The following is a 16,358-nucleotide window of genomic DNA, read 5'->3' as shown; positions in this document are numbered from 1 at the left end:
TCAGCCGCGCAGCGAGAACCGGGCCAGGAGCGCCCGCGCGTCCTCGGCCCGGGCCGGGTTGCACATGACGTCGTAGCGGCCGGCGACGATCGCGCTGGTGCTGGTGAAGTCCCGGCGTCCGCGGGTGGCCGCGTACCCCATGGCGGCGAACAGCAGGCCGAACAGGAGGCCGATGAGCAGGCCGGTCAGCACCGATCCGAACCACTGGCTGCCGTCGCCGGCGAAGATGCCGAGCAGCAGACCCACGAACAGGCCCCACCAGGCGCCCCCGGCCGCGCCGGCGGCGAGGACCCGCCCCCAGGTGAGCCGGCCGGTCACCCGCTCGACCTGCTTGAGGTCCGAGCCGATGATCGTGACGTTCTCGACCGGGAACCGCTCGTCGGACAGGTAGTCGACGGCGGCCTGGGCCTGCTCGTAGCTGTCGTAGGAACCCACCTGGACGCCGCCGAGCGGCATCGACACCGACGCTGACATGAGCACCTCCTACCCGGAGTGCAACGCCGGACACGCCGGGGGCGTTCCGGCCGGCGGGGGGTCAGCGGTGCCGGCGGACCCCGAAGACGATGTCCTCCCAGGCCGGGATGCGGGCCCGCGGGTCCTCGTCCTCGCCGTCGGGGCGGCCCAGGACGACGGTGTCGTGCTCGGCGATGTCGTCGAGATCGGGAGCGGCGTCGGTGCGACGCTCGCCGGGCGCGGCGTCGGGGTGCGGCGCCGGGCGGGCGTCGTCGTCCTCGTCGGCGGCCAGCCGGGACGAGGCGGGCGCGGGCAGGCCGTCGTCGTCGGGCACCACGGCGACCGGCCGGCGGTACACCGGCGCCGGTCGCTCGGTGGGCACGTGCGGGACGACGCGGACCAGGCGGGTGCCCTCGGCGAAGTCGGTGGTCGCGGCGTCGACCGGGGTCACGGTCCGCGCCGGGATGTCGTAGGCCCAGCGGGTGACGCCGGACTTCGCGCCGGCCTGCCAGGCGGCGGTGACCTGCCAGGTGCCGTCGGCGGAGCGGTGCGCGTCCCAGCGGACGGCGTCCAGGTCGGCGCCGAGGAGTCGCAGCCGCTCGGACATGAACTGCTGCAGCGGGGTGGACGGCGGGCCCTCGGACAGCCGCACCCGCGCCTCGCGGGCCTGCTCGGCCACCCGCTCGCGCTCCTGGAGCACGGGGTGGGCGAACCGCATGATCCGCTCGACGCGGATGCCGGAGGCGGCGGCGACCTGCTCGGGCGTCTCGCCGGCGCGGATGCGCGCCTGGATCACCCGCGGGGGGAGCGTGACGCCGATCTCCACGTCGATCTGGCCCAGGCGGCGGGCGTCGCCGCGGGCGGCGGCGCGGACCCGCTCGTCGATGGGCAGCTCGAAGCGCTCGCCCTCCTCGCCGCCCTCCCCCTCCACGGCCAGGACGAGGCTCTGCCCGTCGTCGGAGAGTGCCACGAGGCGCAGCGTGCGCATGGGCGACCTCCTGTGGGGCTGTACGTGTCGGACGGGAACCGGCTCGGGAGAGACAGCCCGGGCGCGAGGCTATCCGCGCGCGGCGGAGCGGCTCGGCAGGTCGCCCGGCGTGGCGCGGAGTGGCCCCAGCGGAGTGCGCCGGCGCAGGAAACCTGCGCCGGTGCACTCCGCTGCGTCACAGCTTCTCGACGACGAAGTCGATGCAGGCGGTCAGCGCGCTGACGTCGTCGGGGTCGACAGCGGGGAACATGCCGACCCGGAGCTGGTTGCGGCCCAGCTTCCGGTACGGCTCGACGTCCAGCACCCCGTGGGCGCGCAGCACCCGGGCCACCTCGGCGGCGTCCACCGCCGCGTCGAGGTCGATCGTCCCGACGACGTAGGACCGCTGGTCGGGGTCGGCGACGAACGGCGTCGCGAACTGCGACTGCTCGGCCCAGCCGTAGAGCCGGGTCGAGGAGTCCTGCGTTCGCGCCACCGCCCCGGACAGGCCGCCGAGGGAGAGCAGCCACCGGATCTGGTCGGCCAGCAGGAACAGCGTCGCCACCGCCGGGGTGTTGTACGTCTGGTCCTTGCCGGAGTTGTCGACGGCGATCGACAGGTCGAGGAAGCCGGGGATCCAGCGGCCCGAGGCCTTGATCTCCGCGACCCGGTCGAGGGCGTCCCGGGACATCAGCGCGATCCACAGCCCGCCGTCGCCGCCGAAGTTCTTCTGCGGCGCGAAGTAGTAGACGTCGGTCTGCGAGACGTCGACCGGCAGGCCCCCCGCGGCGCTGGTGGCGTCGATGAGGACCAGGGCGTCGTCGGCCCCGGCGGGCCGCTGCACCGGCGCCATCACGCCGGTCGACGTCTCGTTGTGCGCCCACGCGTAGACGTCCACGCCGGCTGCGGCCTTCGGCAGGGCCAGCGAGCCGGGGTCGGCGGCGGCGATCACCGGGTCGGCGAGGAACGGTGCCTCGGCCACCGCGGAGGCGAACTTCGCGGAGAACTCACCGTAGGTGCCGTGCGCGCTGCGCTCCCGGATCAGCCCGAGCACCGCGGCGTCCCAGAACGCCGTGGAGCCGCCGTTGCCGAGGACGACCTCGTAGCCCTCGGGCAGGTCGAACAGCTGGGTCAGCCCCTCGCGCACCTGCCGGACCAGGCCCTTGACCGGGGCCTGGCGGTGGGAGGTCCCGAGCAGGGAGGCGCCGCTGCGGGCCAGGGCCTCCAGCGCCTCGGGGCGCACCTTCGACGGGCCGCAGCCGAACCGGCCGTCGGCCGGCAGGAGGTCGGCGGGGATGGTGATGCTCATCCAGGGGAACTGCCTTCTACGTGGGGATGACGGGGGCCTCTGCTTCAGGCCGGCGCGGGCTCGTTGATCTTCTTGGTCGTGATGGTGTCCCAGCCCTCGACCTCGTCGGGCCGGCGGGGGTCGGGACCGATGTAGCGGGCAGACGGGCGCACCAGCCGCCCGGTGTTCTTCTGCTCGAGGATGTGCGCGCACCAGCCGGCGGTCCGGGCACAGGTGAACATCGAGGTGAACATGTGGCTGGGCACCTCGGCGAAGTCGAGGACGATCGCCGCCCAGAACTCCACGTTGGTCTCGATCGGCCGGTCGGGACGACGCTCCCGCAGCTCCTTGAGCGCGGCGTTCTCCAGCGCCAGGGCGGCCTCGAACCGGGGCGCGCCCAGCTCCTCGGCGGCCCGGCGCAGGACGCGGGCGCGCGGGTCCTCGGCGCGGTAGACGCGGTGGCCGAAGCCCATCAGCCGCTCGTGCCTGTCCAGCAGGTCCTTGACGTACGTGTCGGCGTCCCCCGCCTCCTCCACGCCGTCGAGCATGTGCAGCACCCGGGACGGCGCCCCGCCGTGCAGCGGCCCCGACATGGCCCCGATGGCGCCGGAGAGGGCGGCGGCGACGTCGGCCCCGGTGGAGGCGATCACCCGGGCGGTGAAGGTGGAGGCGTTCATGCCGTGCTCGGCGGCCGACGTCCAGTAGGCGTCGACGGCGGCGACGTGGCGGGGGTCGGGCTCGCCGCGCCAGCGGACCATGAACCGCTCGACGATCGTCGCGGCCTCGTCGACGCGCGACTGCGGAACGGCCGGGACGCCGATGCCGCGGGCGGACTGCGCGACGTAGGACAGCGCCATGACCGCGGCCCGGGCCAGCTGGTCGCGGGCCTCCTCGGAGCTGATGTCCAGCAGCGGGCGGTAACCCCAGAACGGGGCCAGCATCGCCAGCGCGGCCTGCACGTCGACCCGCACGTCGCCGCTGTGCACCGGGATGGGGAACGGTTCGGCCGGCGGCAGGCCGGGACCGAACTTCCCGTCGACCAGCAGCGCCCACACGTTGCCGAAGGTGACCTTGCCGACGAGGTCCTCGATGTCGACGCCGCGGTAGCGCAGTGCGCCGCCGTCCTTGTCCGGTTCCGCGATCTCGGTCTCGAAGGCGATGACGCCCTCCAGCCCGGGCGTGAAGTCGTCAGCCATCTCGCATGCCTCTCTGCGCGCGGGACTCGTGCGCGCACGGGTCCGGCGCACGACTGCGACCCGACCCTAGGCCGTGCGGACAGGCCCAGGACAGGTGGGGCGGAGGCGTCTCCGCCGACCCCGGGCGCGCCCCGGGGGCCGGCCCCGGCCGGCTCGCGCCGCCGTCGTCGCCCGGTGACAGCATGGGGCCGTGCCCGACCTCTCCCGCATGCGCAGGGACTACGACCGGCAGGGCCTGCGGGAGGAGGACCTCGCCCCCACCTGGGTCGAGCAGTTCGACCGCTGGTTCGGCGACGCCGTGGCCGCCGGCATCCCGGAGCCCAACGCCGTCGTGGTCGCCACGGCCGACGCCGACGGTGCCCCCGACGCCCGGATCGTCCTGGTCAAGGGCTACGACGAGTACGGCTTCGTGTTCGGCACGAGCTACGCGTCGACCAAGGGAGCGCAGCTGGCGGTCAATCCGCGCGCGGCCCTCGTCTTCCCGTGGCACGCGCTGCAGCGCCAGGTGCGGGTGACCGGCCGGGTGGAGCGGATCGGCGCCGCGGCGTCCGACGACCTGTGGGACCCCCGGCCCCGCGGCGCGCAGCTGGCCGCGGCCGCCTCGGTGCAGTCGACCGTGGTCGACTCCCGCGACGAGCTCGTCGAGCGGCTGCACCGGCTCGACGCACAGTCGCCGGAGGGCCGGCTGCCCCGGCCCGAGGTGTGGGGCGGGTACCGCGTCGTCCCGGAGCGGGTCGAGTTCTGGCAGGGCGGGACGGACCGGCTGCACGACCGTCTGCGGTTCGTGCGGGACGACGAGGAGGGGGGCGGCTGGGTGGTCCAGCGCCTGGCTCCATGAGCAGCCCGGTCGACCCGGTGGAGGGTGGCGGGCCGGTCGAGGAGCCGGTGCCGGTGCAGCCGCGCCGCGCCTGGGCCATCGACACCACGCCGCTGCGCAACCCGCACTACCGGCGGCTGTTCTGGGGTGTCACGGCGACCATGCTCGGACAGCAGATGACGCTGGTCGCCGTTCCGTTCCAGGTGTTCACGCTGACCGGGTCCTCGCTGCTGGTCGGCGTCACGTCGATCGTGGCGCTGGTCCCGCTGATCGTCTTCGGCCTGCTCGGCGGCGCCATCGCCGACTCGATGGACCGCCGCCGCCTCATGCTCGTCACCGGCGTGGGCTCGGCGGTGACCAGCGCGCTGCTGGCCGTCCAGGCGCTGCTGCCCGGCGGCGGCAACCTGTGGCTGCTCTGGGTCCTCACCGCCTGCGTCTCGGGCTTCACCGCGGTCAACCAGCCGGCCCGCAGCGCGGTCATCCCGGCCCTGGTCGGCGCGCCGGCCGTGCCGGCGGCCAACGCGCTGGCGATGACCGTCCGGCAGGTCGGCGTCATCGTCGGGCCGCTGCTGGCCGGCGTCCTGATCGCCGTCGGGGACCTGTTCATCACCTACACCGTCGACGCGATCGGCTTCGTCGTCGCCGTGCTGCTGCTGCGCGGGCTGCCGTCGCTGCCCCCGGGCCGGGAGGCCGGTCCGCTGCGGCTGGGAGCGGCGATCCGCGGGGTGGGGGAGGGCTTCGTCTTCCTCCGCACCCAGCCGGTGCTGCTCATGACCTTCGTCGTCGACATCGTCGCGATGTGCTTCGCCTGGCCGCAGGCGGTGTTCCCGGAGCTGTCCGAGGGCCGGTACGCCGACTCGCCCAACAGCCTGGGATGGCTCTACGCCGGGGTCTCCATCGGTGCGCTGCTCATGGGGCTGACCTCGGGCTGGGTGTCGCGGGTCGACCGGCAGGGCGCCGTCGTGCTGGTCGCGATCGCGGTCTGGGGCGTGGCGATCATCGGCTTCGGCCTGGCGCCCTCGCTGTGGCTGGCCGTCCTCTGCCTGGCGGTCGCCGGCGCGGGGGACATGGTCTCCGCCGTCCTGCGCTCCTCGATGCTGCAGCTGGCCGCGCCCGAGCACATGCGCGGCCGCATGCAGGGCGTGTTCATCGTCGTCGTCACGGGCGGTCCGCGGCTGGGCGACCTGCGGGCCGGGGCGATCGCCAGCGCCGCGTCGGTGAGCGCGGCGATGGTCTCCGGCGGCATCGTGGTCGTCGTCGTGATGGCGGTCATCGCGCTGGCCGTGCCGTCGTTCTGGGCGTTCCGGGCGTCGCGGACCGGCTACGCCACCACGCCGGCAGGGTCCCGGCCGGCCTCGCCCGCCCCCGAGAGTGGCGAGGACCGGCCGGGTCCCACCACTTCATGACCGGACCGAGTCGTTCCGCATGTCGAACGCTCAGGCGAGGGCGTGGGCGACCACCCGCAGGTCGGCGACGAGCGCGTCGTAGGCGGCGTCGCGCGCCTCGTCCGGCGTCCGCAGGATCGCCGAGGGGTGCATCGTCGCCAGCATCCAGGTCTGGTGCGGCGCGTCCTCCTCGTCGTCGGCCGGCTCCCCGGTCGCGCCCGGCGCCGTCCAGGGGAGGAGCTGGCCGCGGTCCTTGGTGATGCGGAAGGACGGCGCGATGAGCGCCTTGGCCGCGGTCGCGCCGAGGCAGACCACCACCTCGGGCTGCAGGACGGCGAACTCCGCCTCCAGCCACGGCCGGCAGGCGCGCAGGTGCTCGGGCCCGGGCGTCTGGTGGATCCGCCGCTTGCCCTTCTGCGTGAACCGGAAGTGCTTGACCGCGTTGGTGACGTAGGCGTCGCGCCGGTCGATGCCGGCGTCGGTCAGCGCCTTGTCCAGCAGCCGGCCGGCCGGGCCGACGAACGGCTCGCCCGTGCGGTCCTCCTGGTCGCCGGGCTGCTCCCCGACGAGGACGATCCGCGCGGTCTCCGGCCCCTCGCCGAACACCGTCTGGGTGGTGCCCTCCCACAGCTCGCAGGCCGTGCACCCGGCGGCGGCCGTGCGCAGCCCGTCCAGTCCCACCCCGGTCGGGGGCTGCGCCGGGACGTTCTCCTGGCTCATGGCCCGATCAGACCGCAGATGCGCGCCGGCCGCAGCGCCGGCGGGCACACTGTGCCGGCCCTGCCCCGTCCGCGAGGAGAGTCTGCGTCGTGTCGTCCGTCCACCTGATCGGCGGCGGCTGGGGCCCCTCCGCTGCCGCGGCCCTGTACGGGCCGTTCCTCGAGGCCGCGGGCGCGGCGCCGACCGTGGCCACCGTCGTCCTCGACGAGGGCGACGGCGCGGAGCAGTTCGGCCGCTGGGCCGGCGTCCTACGCCGGACGGCGCCGTGCGACCCGGTGCCGGTCTTGGTGCGCCTCGGGAGCCGGCTGGAGCCCACCGCGCTGGGCGACGCCGACGCGCTGCTCGTCTGCGGTGGCCTGACCCCGGCCTACGCCGACGCGCTCGCCCCGGCAGCGGCCGGCGTCCGGGACTGGCTGGCCGCCGGGGACCGTCCCTACGCCGGCTTCTCCGCCGGCGCCGCCGTGGCGTCCGGCCGGGCGCTGGTCGGCGGCTGGCGGTCCTCCGGGGTGCCGGTGTGCCCCGAGGACTCGGCCGAGGACCTCGACGAGGTCACGGTCGTGGCCGGCCTCGGGCTGGTGCCCTGGACGGTGGACGTGCACTGCGCCCAGTGGGGGACGCTCCCGCGGTTGGTGACCGCCCTGGCCGGGGTCGCGGACGGGCAGGGCCTGGCGCTCGACGAGGACACCGCCGTCCACCTGACCGGCGACGGCGCCCGGGTGGCCGGGCACGGCACCGCCTGGCGGGTCCGCGGCGACGGCGCGGGCGCCACGGTGACGGCCCTGCGCGCCGGCGCCCGGCTGGCCTGACGGCGCGCCGTCCTCGGGACCGCTCCGGGGGCCGACCGCAGCCCACCGATACGGTCGGGGCGCGGAACGGATGGAGGAACGGTGCTGGAGTTCGAGGGGCTGTACAAGACCTACGGGTCGAACCGGGTGCTCGAGGGGGTGTCCTTCTCGGTCGCGCCGGGGTCGATGTTCGGCTTCTGCGGCGCCAACGGGGCCGGCAAGACGACGACCATGCGGATCGCGATGGGCCTGGCCCGCGCCGACGCCGGCGAGGTCCGCTGGCAGGGGCGGCCGCTGGACCAGGAGGTGCGGCGGCGGATCGGCTACATGCCGGAGGAGCGCGGCCTCTACCCGAAGATGAAGGTCCGCGAGCAGCTCACCTACTTCGCCCGGCTGCACGGCCTCGACCCCGCCCCGGCCGCCCAGGCCGCCGACCACTGGGCCGAGCGGCTCGGCCTCGGCGCCCGCCGCGGCGACCCGGTGGAGAAGCTGTCGCTGGGCAACCAGCAGCGGGTCCAGCTCGCCGCCGCCCTGGTCAGCCGGCCCGAGGTGCTGATCCTCGACGAGCCGTTCTCCGGCCTGGACCCGGTCGGCGTCGACTCGCTGGCCGAGGCGCTGCTGGAGCAGGTGCGCGGCGGGGTCCCCGTCGTGTTCTCCAGCCACCAGCTCGACCTGGTCGAGCGGCTGTGCGACTCGGTCGGCATCCTGGCCCGCGGCCGGATGGTGGCCACCGGCCCGGTCGTCGAGCTGCGGCGGCGCGAGGCCGGCCGGCTGCTGCGGGTCGTCGTCCCCGACGCGCCGCAGGGCTGGGCCGCCGGGCTCCCCGGCGTGCGGGTCGTCTCCCAGCAGGCGGGGGACACCCTGCTCGAGCTGGACCCGACCACCGACGACCAGGGGGTGCTGGCCGCGGCGCTGCGGACCGGCCGGGTCACCCACTTCGCGTGGCGCGAGCCGACGCTGGTCGAGCTCTTCCGGGAGGCCGTGGCCGAGCCCGCTGCCCAGGGCGAGCAGGTGGCGGCATGAGCGAGCCGCGCACGCCGAGTGCGGCGGCCCTGGTCCGGCTGGTCGCCGGCCGGGAGATCTCCAGCCGCATCCGCGACAAGAACTTCATCATCAGCTCGATCGTCATCGTCCTGCTGCTGGTGGGCGTCATGGCCTTCCAGGTCGCCGTGAACTCCGGCGGCAACGAGGGACGGCTGGGCATCGTCGGCGACGCGGGTCAGCTGGGTCCGGCGATCCAGGCGCAGGGTGAGACCGTCGGCGTCGACGTCGAGATCGTCGAGTACGCCGACGAGGCCGCCGCCCGCGCCGCGGTCGAGGACGAGGAGGTCGACGGCGCGCTGGTCGAGGGCGCGGGACCCAACCCCGAGCTGCTCGTGGGGGAGCGGGACGCGACGATGGAGGCCGTCGTCAGCGGCGCGGTCACCGGGGCGGCGATCTCCGACCGGCTGCTCGAGGCCGGGGTCGACCTGCAGACCCTGCCCCAGGTCGCGGTGACCCCGCTGGGCGACGCCGAGGACGACGGCCAGCGGGTGATCGTGGCGATCATCGGCGTCGCCGTCCTGTACAGCCTGCTGATCCTCTTCGCCCAGTTCGTGGCGCAGGGCGTGGTGGAGGAGAAGAGCAGTCGCGTCGTCGAGCTGCTGCTGGCCACCATGCGCCCCTGGCAGCTGCTGGCGGGCAAGATCCTCGGCCTCGGTGTGCTGGGCCTGGGCCAGATCGTGGTGATCGGCATCGTGGGGGTGAGCGCGGCCCTGGCCTTCGACGTCGTCTCGGTGCCCGGCGAGCTGATCAGCACCGTGCTCACCGTCGTGGCCTGGTTCGTGCTCGGCTACGCCTTCTACGCCTCGGTGTTCGCCGTCGCCGCCTCCCTGGTCAGCCGGCAGGAGGACCTCGGCAGCGTGCTGACGCCGACGACGATCCTGCTGGTCGTCGGCTTCATCGTCGCCATCCAGGCCGCCGGGGACCCGACCGGCACGCTGGCCACGGTCACCTCCTACGTGCCCGGCCTGTCCCCGCTGGTGATGCCGGTGCGGCAGGCGACGGGGGAGGTCGCGCTGTGGGAGGTGGCGCTGGCCGTCGTCCTCATGCTCGTGGCGATCGCGCTCATCGTGCGGCTCGGCGGGCGGGTGTACGCCGGCGCGCTGCTGCGCACCAGCGGGAAGACGAAGATCCGCGAGGCGCTGCGGGCCGGCAGCGCCTGAGGGCGGACGGGGCCGGCGGCGCGGGTTGCCGCCCGCCGGCCCCGGGTAGCGCGGCGGCATGGCGATGCAGCTGGGCTACACGATGATGACCGAGCAGGCCGGGCCCAAGGACCTCGTCAGCCACGTGGTCGGCGCCGAGGAGGTCGGCTTCGACTTCGCGGTCAGCAGCGACCACTACTTCCCGTGGCTGGACGAGATGGGTCACGCGCCGCACGCGTGGACGGTGCTGGGTGCCGCCGCGCAGGCCACCAGCCGCATCCCGCTGATGACCTACGTGACCTGCCCGAGCTTCCGGTACCACCCGGCGGTCGTGGCGCAGAAGGCCGCGACGCTGCAGTTGCTCGCCGACGGCCGGTTCACCCTCGGCCTGGGCGCCGGCGAGAACCTCAACGAGCACGTCGTCGGTGCGGGGTGGCCGCCGGCCGACGTCCGCCAGGAGATGCTGGTCGAGGCGATCCAGATCATCAGCGACCTGTTCGACGGCGGGTACACCAACGTCCGCGGCGAGCACTTCGACGTCGAGTCGGCCAAGCTGTTCGACCTCCCCGAGCAGCGGGTGCCGATCGGCGTCGCCGTCTCGGGGCCGCAGTCCTGCCGGATCGCCGGCGAGCTCGCCGACGCGATGATCGCCGTCGAGCCCAACGCCGAGCTGGGGGAGCAGTTCGACGCCGCGGGCGGGGCGGGCAAGCCCCGGATCGGGCAGATGCCGATCTGCTTCGACACCGACCGGGCGGCGGCGGTGACCCGCGCGCACACGCTGTTCCGCTGGTTCGGGCTGGGCTGGAAGGTCAACGCCGAGCTGCCGGGCACGCAGGCCTTCGACTCGGCCAGCCAGTTCGTCCGGGAGGAGGACGTCGCCGCGAGCATCCCGTGCGGTGACGACGTCGCGGCGGTGATCGAGGGGGCGCGGGCCTACGCCGAGGCCGGCTTCACGCACCTCGCGCTCGTGCAGATCGGCGGAGAGCACCAGGCGCCGTTCCTGGAGTGGACGCAGCGGACGCTGCTGCCGGCCTGGCGGGAGGCCTTCGGGGGGTGAGCCGGGGCACCGCCTCCTCGGGGTGAGACGCCACTCCCGGGGGACGACGCCGACCACCGGCCGCCCCGATGATCACCGGCATGGGGAAGGACCTGGACGGGCGCCTCCGGCGGCTGCACGCCTGCCGGGACGCCGACGTGATCATCGAGCTGGGCTGCGACCTGGCCGACGCCGGACGCGACCGGGACGCCGAACGCTGCTTCCGCCGCGCCGCCGAGCTGGGGGCGGCGCTGGGCTGGTTCAACCTGGGCAACAGCCTCGCCGCCCGCGGGCGGGTCGAGGAGGCTGCCGACGCCTACGAGCAGGCGCTCGCCGGCGGGGAGGCCGACGCGTGGGTCAACCTCGGCCTGGTGCTCGAGGAGCTCGGGGACCTCGCGGGCGCGATGCGCGCCTACGAGGGGGCCGGCCGGGCCGGCGACAGCCAGGGCGGGCTGCAGCTGGCCTTCCTCCTGCGCGAGCAGGGGGAGTCGGAGGAGGCGCTGGCGGTGGCCGAGCAGGTGGCGGCGACGGGGGACGCGGGTGCGGCCGCCGTGGTCGCGAGCTGGCAGTGGGCGGCCACCGGCGACGTCGCCCTGGAGGGCGAGCTGCGGATGGGCGCCGGCCGGTTCGCCGGCGCCCGCACCGCGCTCGCCGCACTGCTCCGGGCGACCGACCGGCTCGCCGAGGCGCGGTTCACCCTGGAGCGGGGCGCCAAGCTCGGCGAGACCCCGGCGTGGCTGCCGCTGGGCAACCTCTACGTCGAGGACCTGCGCGACCTGGAGGCGGCCGAGGAGGCCTACCGCGCCGGCATCGCCGCCGGTGACCCGTACTGCCACCACAACCTCGCGGTGCTGCTGGCCGAGCGGGGCGACCTGGACGGCGCGCTGGAGCACTTTCGGCTCGGGGCGGCCGACGGCGACGACCTGGCGGCGCAGGCGCTGCGGGAGCTCGAGGGCTGACGGCGCTCACACGACTTGGCGCAGGGCACCGAGCGGGCCGCGGTAGGGGAACGCCGCCGGGCCGGTGACGCCCGGGCGCGCGGTGAACAGCCGGCCGGCGTCCGGCTGGGCGGCCCGAGCGGCGTCGTCCAAGCCCTCGGTGGAGGTGCTGATCACCAGCAGGTCCCGGCCGGGCCCGGCGAACGCGCAGCTGGACGTCTGGGCGACGGGGACGTCGACGACCGCCAGCAGGTCGCCGTCCGGGGACCAGCGCCGCACCTGGCCGCCGCCCCAGAGCGCGGTCCACAGGCAGCCCTGGTCGTCGACGGTCAGGCCGTCGGCGACGCCGTCGGTCCCGTCGAACTCCAGCAGCACGCGGCCGCGGGAGAAGGTGCCGGCGGCCGGGTCGTAGTCGAAGGCGTGCACCACCCCGGGCCCGGAGTCGGCGAGGTAGACGGTGCGGTCGTCCGGTGACCAGCCGATGCCGTTGGAGACGGACAGCCCCTCGAGCACCGTGGTGACCGTGCCGTCGACGTCGAGGCGGTAGAGGGTCCCGCCGCCGGGCCGCTGGTCGAAGGCCATCGTCCCGGCGAAGAACCGCCCGGCGCGGTCGCACCCGGCGTCGTTCATGCGGGTGCCGCCGCTGTCCTCGGTGCCGCCCTCGCCGGCGAGCGTGGCGAGGACCCGCGCCGTCCCGTCCTCGGCCAGGTGCGTGAACCCGCCGCCGGCGGCCAGCAGCCAGCCTCCCGCGGAGGCGGGGACGACGGCGCCGACGGTGTCCCCGCCGTGGTCGGACGCCGTCTCGGTGAGGGTGCCGTCGGCGGCGACCGTCGCCCGCCGCACGAGCCCGCCGGCGATGTCCACCCACAGCAGCTCGCCGCGGTCGGCGTCCCACGTCGGGCCCTCGCCGTGCTGCGCGGGACCGAGGGCGGCGGCGGCGGCGCGCAGGCGTTCCACGAGGGCATTCTCCGGTCCCCGCACCCCTCGCGCCCGGTGACGGATGGCGTCAGAGATGCCGGTGTGACGGGTGGGGGAGATCACCGGCCCGCTTCCGACGAATCGATACGAGCCTTGGCAGTTTTTGTCGGGTTGAGGCCCTGAGAACTCGCTGTGAGTGCAGGTATGAATACCCCCAGTACCGATGCCGGGCGCCAGTTCGGCACTTGACGGGGAGAGGACCACTTGTGAAGACAACTTCTGACGGACGGCGTGGGGTCGCCTGGACCCTGGCTGCAGGGGCGACCGGGCTCTCGATCGCGATGGGCGGGACCCTGCTGCTCCCCGGTGTCGCCGGGGCGGAGACCTCCACCTGGGTCGCTCCGGTGATCGACAGCGACAAGACGGACACGTGCGAGGGAACTGTCGCCCTCACCTTCAGCAAGGCCACCTACACCGGTGACGCCACGGGCGAGATCACGTACTGGGTGAAGGCCGTTGCGGCCCAGGGCGACGGCCCCGGAAACCCGGGTGATGGTTCGGCCGGCACGGGTGAGGGCTCGACCGGCACCGGCGAGGGCTCGACCGGCACCGGCGAGGGCTCGACCGGCACCGGCGAGGGCTCGACCGGCACCGGCGAGGGCTCCACGGGCACCGGCGAGGGCTCCACGGGCACCGGCGAGGGCTCGACCGGCACCGGCGAGGGCTCGACCGGCACCGGCGAGGGCTCGACCGGCACCGGCGAGGGCTCCACGGGCACCGGCGAGGGCTCCACGGGCACCGGCGAGGGCTCCACGGGCACCGGCGAGGGCTCCACGGGCACCGGCGAGGTGCCGCTCATCGAGGGGGACCAGGGCTCCGGGACCCCCGTTGGCGACATCGAGCTGACCACGGACGGCTACTACCAGTTGACGGTGGTGCAGGTCGGTGACGTCCTCACTGCGAAGCCGGGAGACTACAACCCCGGTGACTGGTACGACTTCACCATTCAGGCCCGCGTGGGCGACGACCACAGCGCGGCCAGTGCACCGGAGGAAGTGCAGATCTCGGCTGACGAGTGCGCGCCCGTCGAGAACGGCACCGGCGAGAACGGCACCGGCGAGAACGGCACCGGCGAGAACGGCACCGGCGAGAACGGCACCGGAACCACGCCGGAGAAGGAGATCGTGCCCGTGCCCGTGCCGGTGACCGAGGTGCCGGCGACGCCGGGTACGCCGCAGGTGCCGGCCAAGGCGGTCGTCCCGACCACGGCCCCCAGCACGCCGTTCACGCTGACCACGGACAAGGGCAAGATCACCGAGGCGGCCCCCGGTCAGCAGGTGACCATCATCGGTACGGGCTTCGCGCCCAACAGCACCGTCACGGTGATCATCTACTCGGAGCCGCAGGTCCTCGGCACCGCTCTGACCGACGCCAACGGGAACTTCCAGAAGGCGTTCACCGTCCCGGCCAACCTGCCGGCCGGTCAGCACTCGCTCGTCGCCTCCGGGCTCGACGCGAACGGCCAGCAGCGCTTCATGCGCATGGACGTCACCGTCGCGGCCGCCGGCACGGCGACCGGCGCCAAGTCGGGCGACAACCTCGCCTACACCGGTGCCGAGCCGCTCGTCCCGGCCCTGCTGGGCCTCGGTGCGCTCGCCGTCGGCGTCTCCGGGTGGGCCGCCTGGAACGCCTGGTGCAGGTGAGGCGCCCCGCCGAGGAGTGCCAGGAGGAGCCGCGCGCATGGGCACATCTCGTGGCCCGCTCGACGCTCGTCCGCCACCCGAGCTGCCGATACGCACACCACGAGTGCGTGTTGGCGCCGCGGTGCGGTCGCCCCGATGGGACGAGGACATCTGTGAGTGCGGTTTCTGGTGAGCGGCGCAGCGCCGTCCGGGCCCTGGCCGCGGGTGCGGTCGGGCTCTCGGTGGCCCTCGGCGGGGGCGTGCTGCTCCCCGGCGTGGCGGCGGCCGACGACGGCCGGACGACGACCCACCTGGGCACGTTCCTGCCCGGCGGCGGACCGGAGGACGTCACCGTGGCCCCCGGCGTCTGCGAGCTGGTCTTCGTGCTGGCCGGTGGCGCCGGTGGCGGGTACCTGTCCGCGGGCGGCAACGGTGGCTCGGTCGAGGCGCGCGTCGAGGTGTCGGCCGGCCAGGTCTTCGACGTCCGGGCCGGCGCGCAGGGGGACTTCGGCAACGGCGGGTACGGCGGTGCGGCCTCGGTCGTCTCCCTCGTCACCACGACCGGCTCGGGCACCTCTGCGGTGCGGGAGCTCACCGCGCTCCTCGTCGCCGCGGGTGGTGGCGGCGGCGGCACCGTGCCCGGAGCACTCGGCGGCCACGGCGGCGGCGCGCCCGGCGACCCCGGCGCGGACGAGTCGGCCACGGCCGCGGCCGACGCCGTCGTCGACGGCGTGACGGTCGGGGGCGGTGGACCCGGGACCGCCGGCGCGGGTGGGGCCGCCGGCCAGATGGCGACGGACCACTTCGACGGACACACCGGCGGGCAGTGGCTGGGTGCCGACGCCCCCGAGGGCGCGGGCGCCGGAGGCAACGGGCACGGGGGCGGCGGTTCCGGTGCGAGCGCCTACGACTCCGGCAACGAGGGATACCGCGGTGCGGGCGGTGGCGGCGGCGCCAACTGGATCGCCCAGGACCCGTCGATCTCCGTTGACTGGAACGGCCGGTCGTCCATCGCGACCGCGGACGGCATCGTGGACGTCACGGCGGTCGCCTGCCCGCCGCTCCCCGTGATCGTCACGCCGGCGTCCGCGGAGTCCGACTCCGCCGGCGAGGTCCGCCTGGCGTGGACCGTCCAGACCGGGGACGAGTCGCTCGACCCGGGCTGGGAGGTCAGCTCCGACGGCGGGCAGACCTGGTCGGCGCTGAGCGGCGTGCAGGAGGACCCGGAGACCGGGGAGCTGACGGCCACCCGGGGCGGTCTCGTCGAGGGACACGAGTACGTCTTCCAGGTCCGCGCCGCGAAGGACGGCCGCACCGGACCGGCGAGCCAGGCCTTCGGTGCCGTCACAGTCTCCACGCGCCCCGCGCCCACCCCGGCCACGCCGACGACGCCGACGACGCCGGCTCCGACCGTCCCGCGGGGGCCGCAGGCCCCGGTCGTGCCGCCCACCGTGCCGGACGCGCCGCTGACGCTCACCACCGACAAGGGCCGGATCACCGAGGTGACGCCCGGTGAGGAGCTCGTGGTGGTCGGCACCGGCTTCGCCCCGGGCACCGACGTCAGCGTGATCATCTACTCCGAGCCGCAGGTGCTCGGCACGGTCCGCACCGACGGCAACGGCGCCTTCCGCCTCGAGGTCGAGGTGCCGGCCGATCTCGCCGCCGGCCGGCACTCGCTGATCGCCTCGGGGACGGCGCCCGACGGCACCCAGCGGTTCCTGCGGATGGACGTGACCGTGGACGCCGCTGGTGTCGCCACCGCCACCGACGAGGCCGGCGACCTCGCCTACACCGGCGCCGAGCCGCTCGTCCCGGCGCTGCTGGGCCTCGGTGCGCTCGCCGTCGGCGGGTCGCTCCTGGTCGTGAGCCGGCGTCGCCGGACCGCACAGGACTGATCGACCGCACTCCCTGAACGCCGGTGGCCCCGGCGGCGCGTCTCCCCGGAAGACGCACCGCCGGGGCCGTCGGCGCATCCGCGACGGCCCAGGAC

The 16,358-nt window shown here is 75.0% G+C and carries 15 protein-coding genes; 9 read left to right on the top strand and 6 right to left on the bottom strand.

Annotated elements, in window-relative coordinates:
• The 4 genes from PGN05_RS11465 to PGN05_RS11450 all read right to left on the bottom strand — a co-directional run bounded on the left by PGN05_RS11465 (window position 1) and on the right by PGN05_RS11450 (window position 3,904).
• Window positions 1-474, bottom strand: a complete 474-nt coding sequence (locus PGN05_RS11465; protein ID WP_419752668.1) for a general stress protein — start codon at window positions 472-474, stop codon at window positions 1-3.
• A 61-nt stretch (window positions 475-535) separates the two neighbouring features.
• Window positions 536-1,441 (bottom strand): septation protein SepH, encoded by a 906-nt coding sequence (gene sepH, locus PGN05_RS11460; RefSeq protein ID WP_419752667.1) that lies wholly within the window; start codon window positions 1,439-1,441, stop codon window positions 536-538.
• Window positions 1,442-1,616: 175 nt separating this feature from the next.
• Complete coding sequence (serC, locus tag PGN05_RS11455) at window positions 1,617-2,729, bottom strand: phosphoserine transaminase (RefSeq protein ID WP_419752666.1); 1,113 nt, start codon at window positions 2,727-2,729, stop codon at window positions 1,617-1,619.
• Between the two features lie 44 nt (window positions 2,730-2,773).
• Window positions 2,774-3,904: a citrate synthase 2 gene (locus tag PGN05_RS11450; RefSeq protein ID WP_419752665.1), complete on the bottom strand. Its 1,131-nt coding sequence runs from the start codon at window positions 3,902-3,904 to the stop codon at window positions 2,774-2,776.
• Window positions 3,905-4,094: 190 nt separating this feature from the next.
• Between PGN05_RS11450 and pdxH the strand changes: the two genes are divergently transcribed.
• Window positions 4,095-4,742, top strand: coding sequence for a pyridoxamine 5'-phosphate oxidase (pdxH, locus tag PGN05_RS11445; RefSeq protein WP_419752664.1), 648 nt, complete (start codon window positions 4,095-4,097; stop codon window positions 4,740-4,742).
• Window positions 4,739-6,127 carry an MFS transporter gene (locus PGN05_RS11440; protein ID WP_419752663.1) on the top strand — a complete coding sequence of 463 codons (1,389 nt, stop codon included), beginning with the start codon at window positions 4,739-4,741 and terminating at the stop codon, window positions 6,125-6,127. Before pdxH ends, PGN05_RS11440 begins: the two co-directional genes overlap by 4 nt.
• 30 nt (window positions 6,128-6,157) lie before the next feature.
• Here the strand turns inward: PGN05_RS11440 and PGN05_RS11435 are convergent, their stop codons facing one another.
• Window positions 6,158-6,826, bottom strand: a complete 669-nt coding sequence (locus PGN05_RS11435; RefSeq protein WP_419752662.1) for a UdgX family uracil-DNA binding protein — start codon at window positions 6,824-6,826, stop codon at window positions 6,158-6,160.
• A gap of 89 nt (window positions 6,827-6,915) precedes the next feature.
• Between PGN05_RS11435 and PGN05_RS11430 the strand changes: the two genes are divergently transcribed.
• From PGN05_RS11430 to PGN05_RS11410, 5 genes are all read left to right on the top strand, one after another.
• Window positions 6,916-7,632 carry a hypothetical protein gene (locus PGN05_RS11430; protein WP_419752661.1) on the top strand — a complete coding sequence of 239 codons (717 nt, stop codon included), beginning with the start codon at window positions 6,916-6,918 and terminating at the stop codon, window positions 7,630-7,632.
• 81 nt (window positions 7,633-7,713) lie between these two features.
• A complete protein-coding gene (locus PGN05_RS11425) occupies window positions 7,714-8,634 on the top strand; it encodes an ABC transporter ATP-binding protein (protein WP_419752660.1) in 921 nt (306 codons plus the stop codon).
• Window positions 8,631-9,815 carry an ABC transporter permease gene (locus PGN05_RS11420; protein ID WP_419752659.1) on the top strand — a complete coding sequence of 395 codons (1,185 nt, stop codon included), beginning with the start codon at window positions 8,631-8,633 and terminating at the stop codon, window positions 9,813-9,815. Before PGN05_RS11425 ends, PGN05_RS11420 begins: the two co-directional genes overlap by 4 nt.
• 58 nt (window positions 9,816-9,873) lie before the next feature.
• Complete coding sequence (locus tag PGN05_RS11415; RefSeq protein ID WP_419752658.1) at window positions 9,874-10,851, top strand: TIGR03557 family F420-dependent LLM class oxidoreductase; 978 nt, start codon at window positions 9,874-9,876, stop codon at window positions 10,849-10,851.
• Window positions 10,852-10,931: 80 nt separating this feature from the next.
• A complete protein-coding gene (locus PGN05_RS11410; RefSeq protein ID WP_419752657.1) occupies window positions 10,932-11,789 on the top strand; it encodes a tetratricopeptide repeat protein in 858 nt (285 codons plus the stop codon).
• 6 nt (window positions 11,790-11,795) lie between these two features.
• Here PGN05_RS11410 and PGN05_RS11405 read toward each other — a convergent pair whose 3' ends face one another.
• Window positions 11,796-12,725: an SMP-30/gluconolactonase/LRE family protein gene (locus tag PGN05_RS11405; protein ID WP_419752656.1), complete on the bottom strand. Its 930-nt coding sequence runs from the start codon at window positions 12,723-12,725 to the stop codon at window positions 11,796-11,798.
• Between the two features lie 302 nt (window positions 12,726-13,027).
• Here PGN05_RS11405 and PGN05_RS11400 point away from each other — a divergent pair, with 302 nt between their 5' ends.
• Window positions 13,028-14,389, top strand: coding sequence for a hypothetical protein (locus tag PGN05_RS11400; protein ID WP_419752655.1), 1,362 nt, complete (start codon window positions 13,028-13,030; stop codon window positions 14,387-14,389).
• 152 nt (window positions 14,390-14,541) lie between these two features.
• Window positions 14,542-16,263, top strand: a complete 1,722-nt coding sequence (locus tag PGN05_RS11395; protein ID WP_419752654.1) for a fibronectin type III domain-containing protein — start codon at window positions 14,542-14,544, stop codon at window positions 16,261-16,263.
• Window positions 16,264-16,358 lie beyond the last annotated feature (95 nt).

Source organism: Geodermatophilus sp. CPCC 206100, assembly GCF_048569675.1.
Taxonomy (GTDB): domain Bacteria; phylum Actinomycetota; class Actinomycetes; order Mycobacteriales; family Geodermatophilaceae; genus Geodermatophilus.
This window is presented reverse-complemented; position numbering and strand designations above follow the sequence as displayed.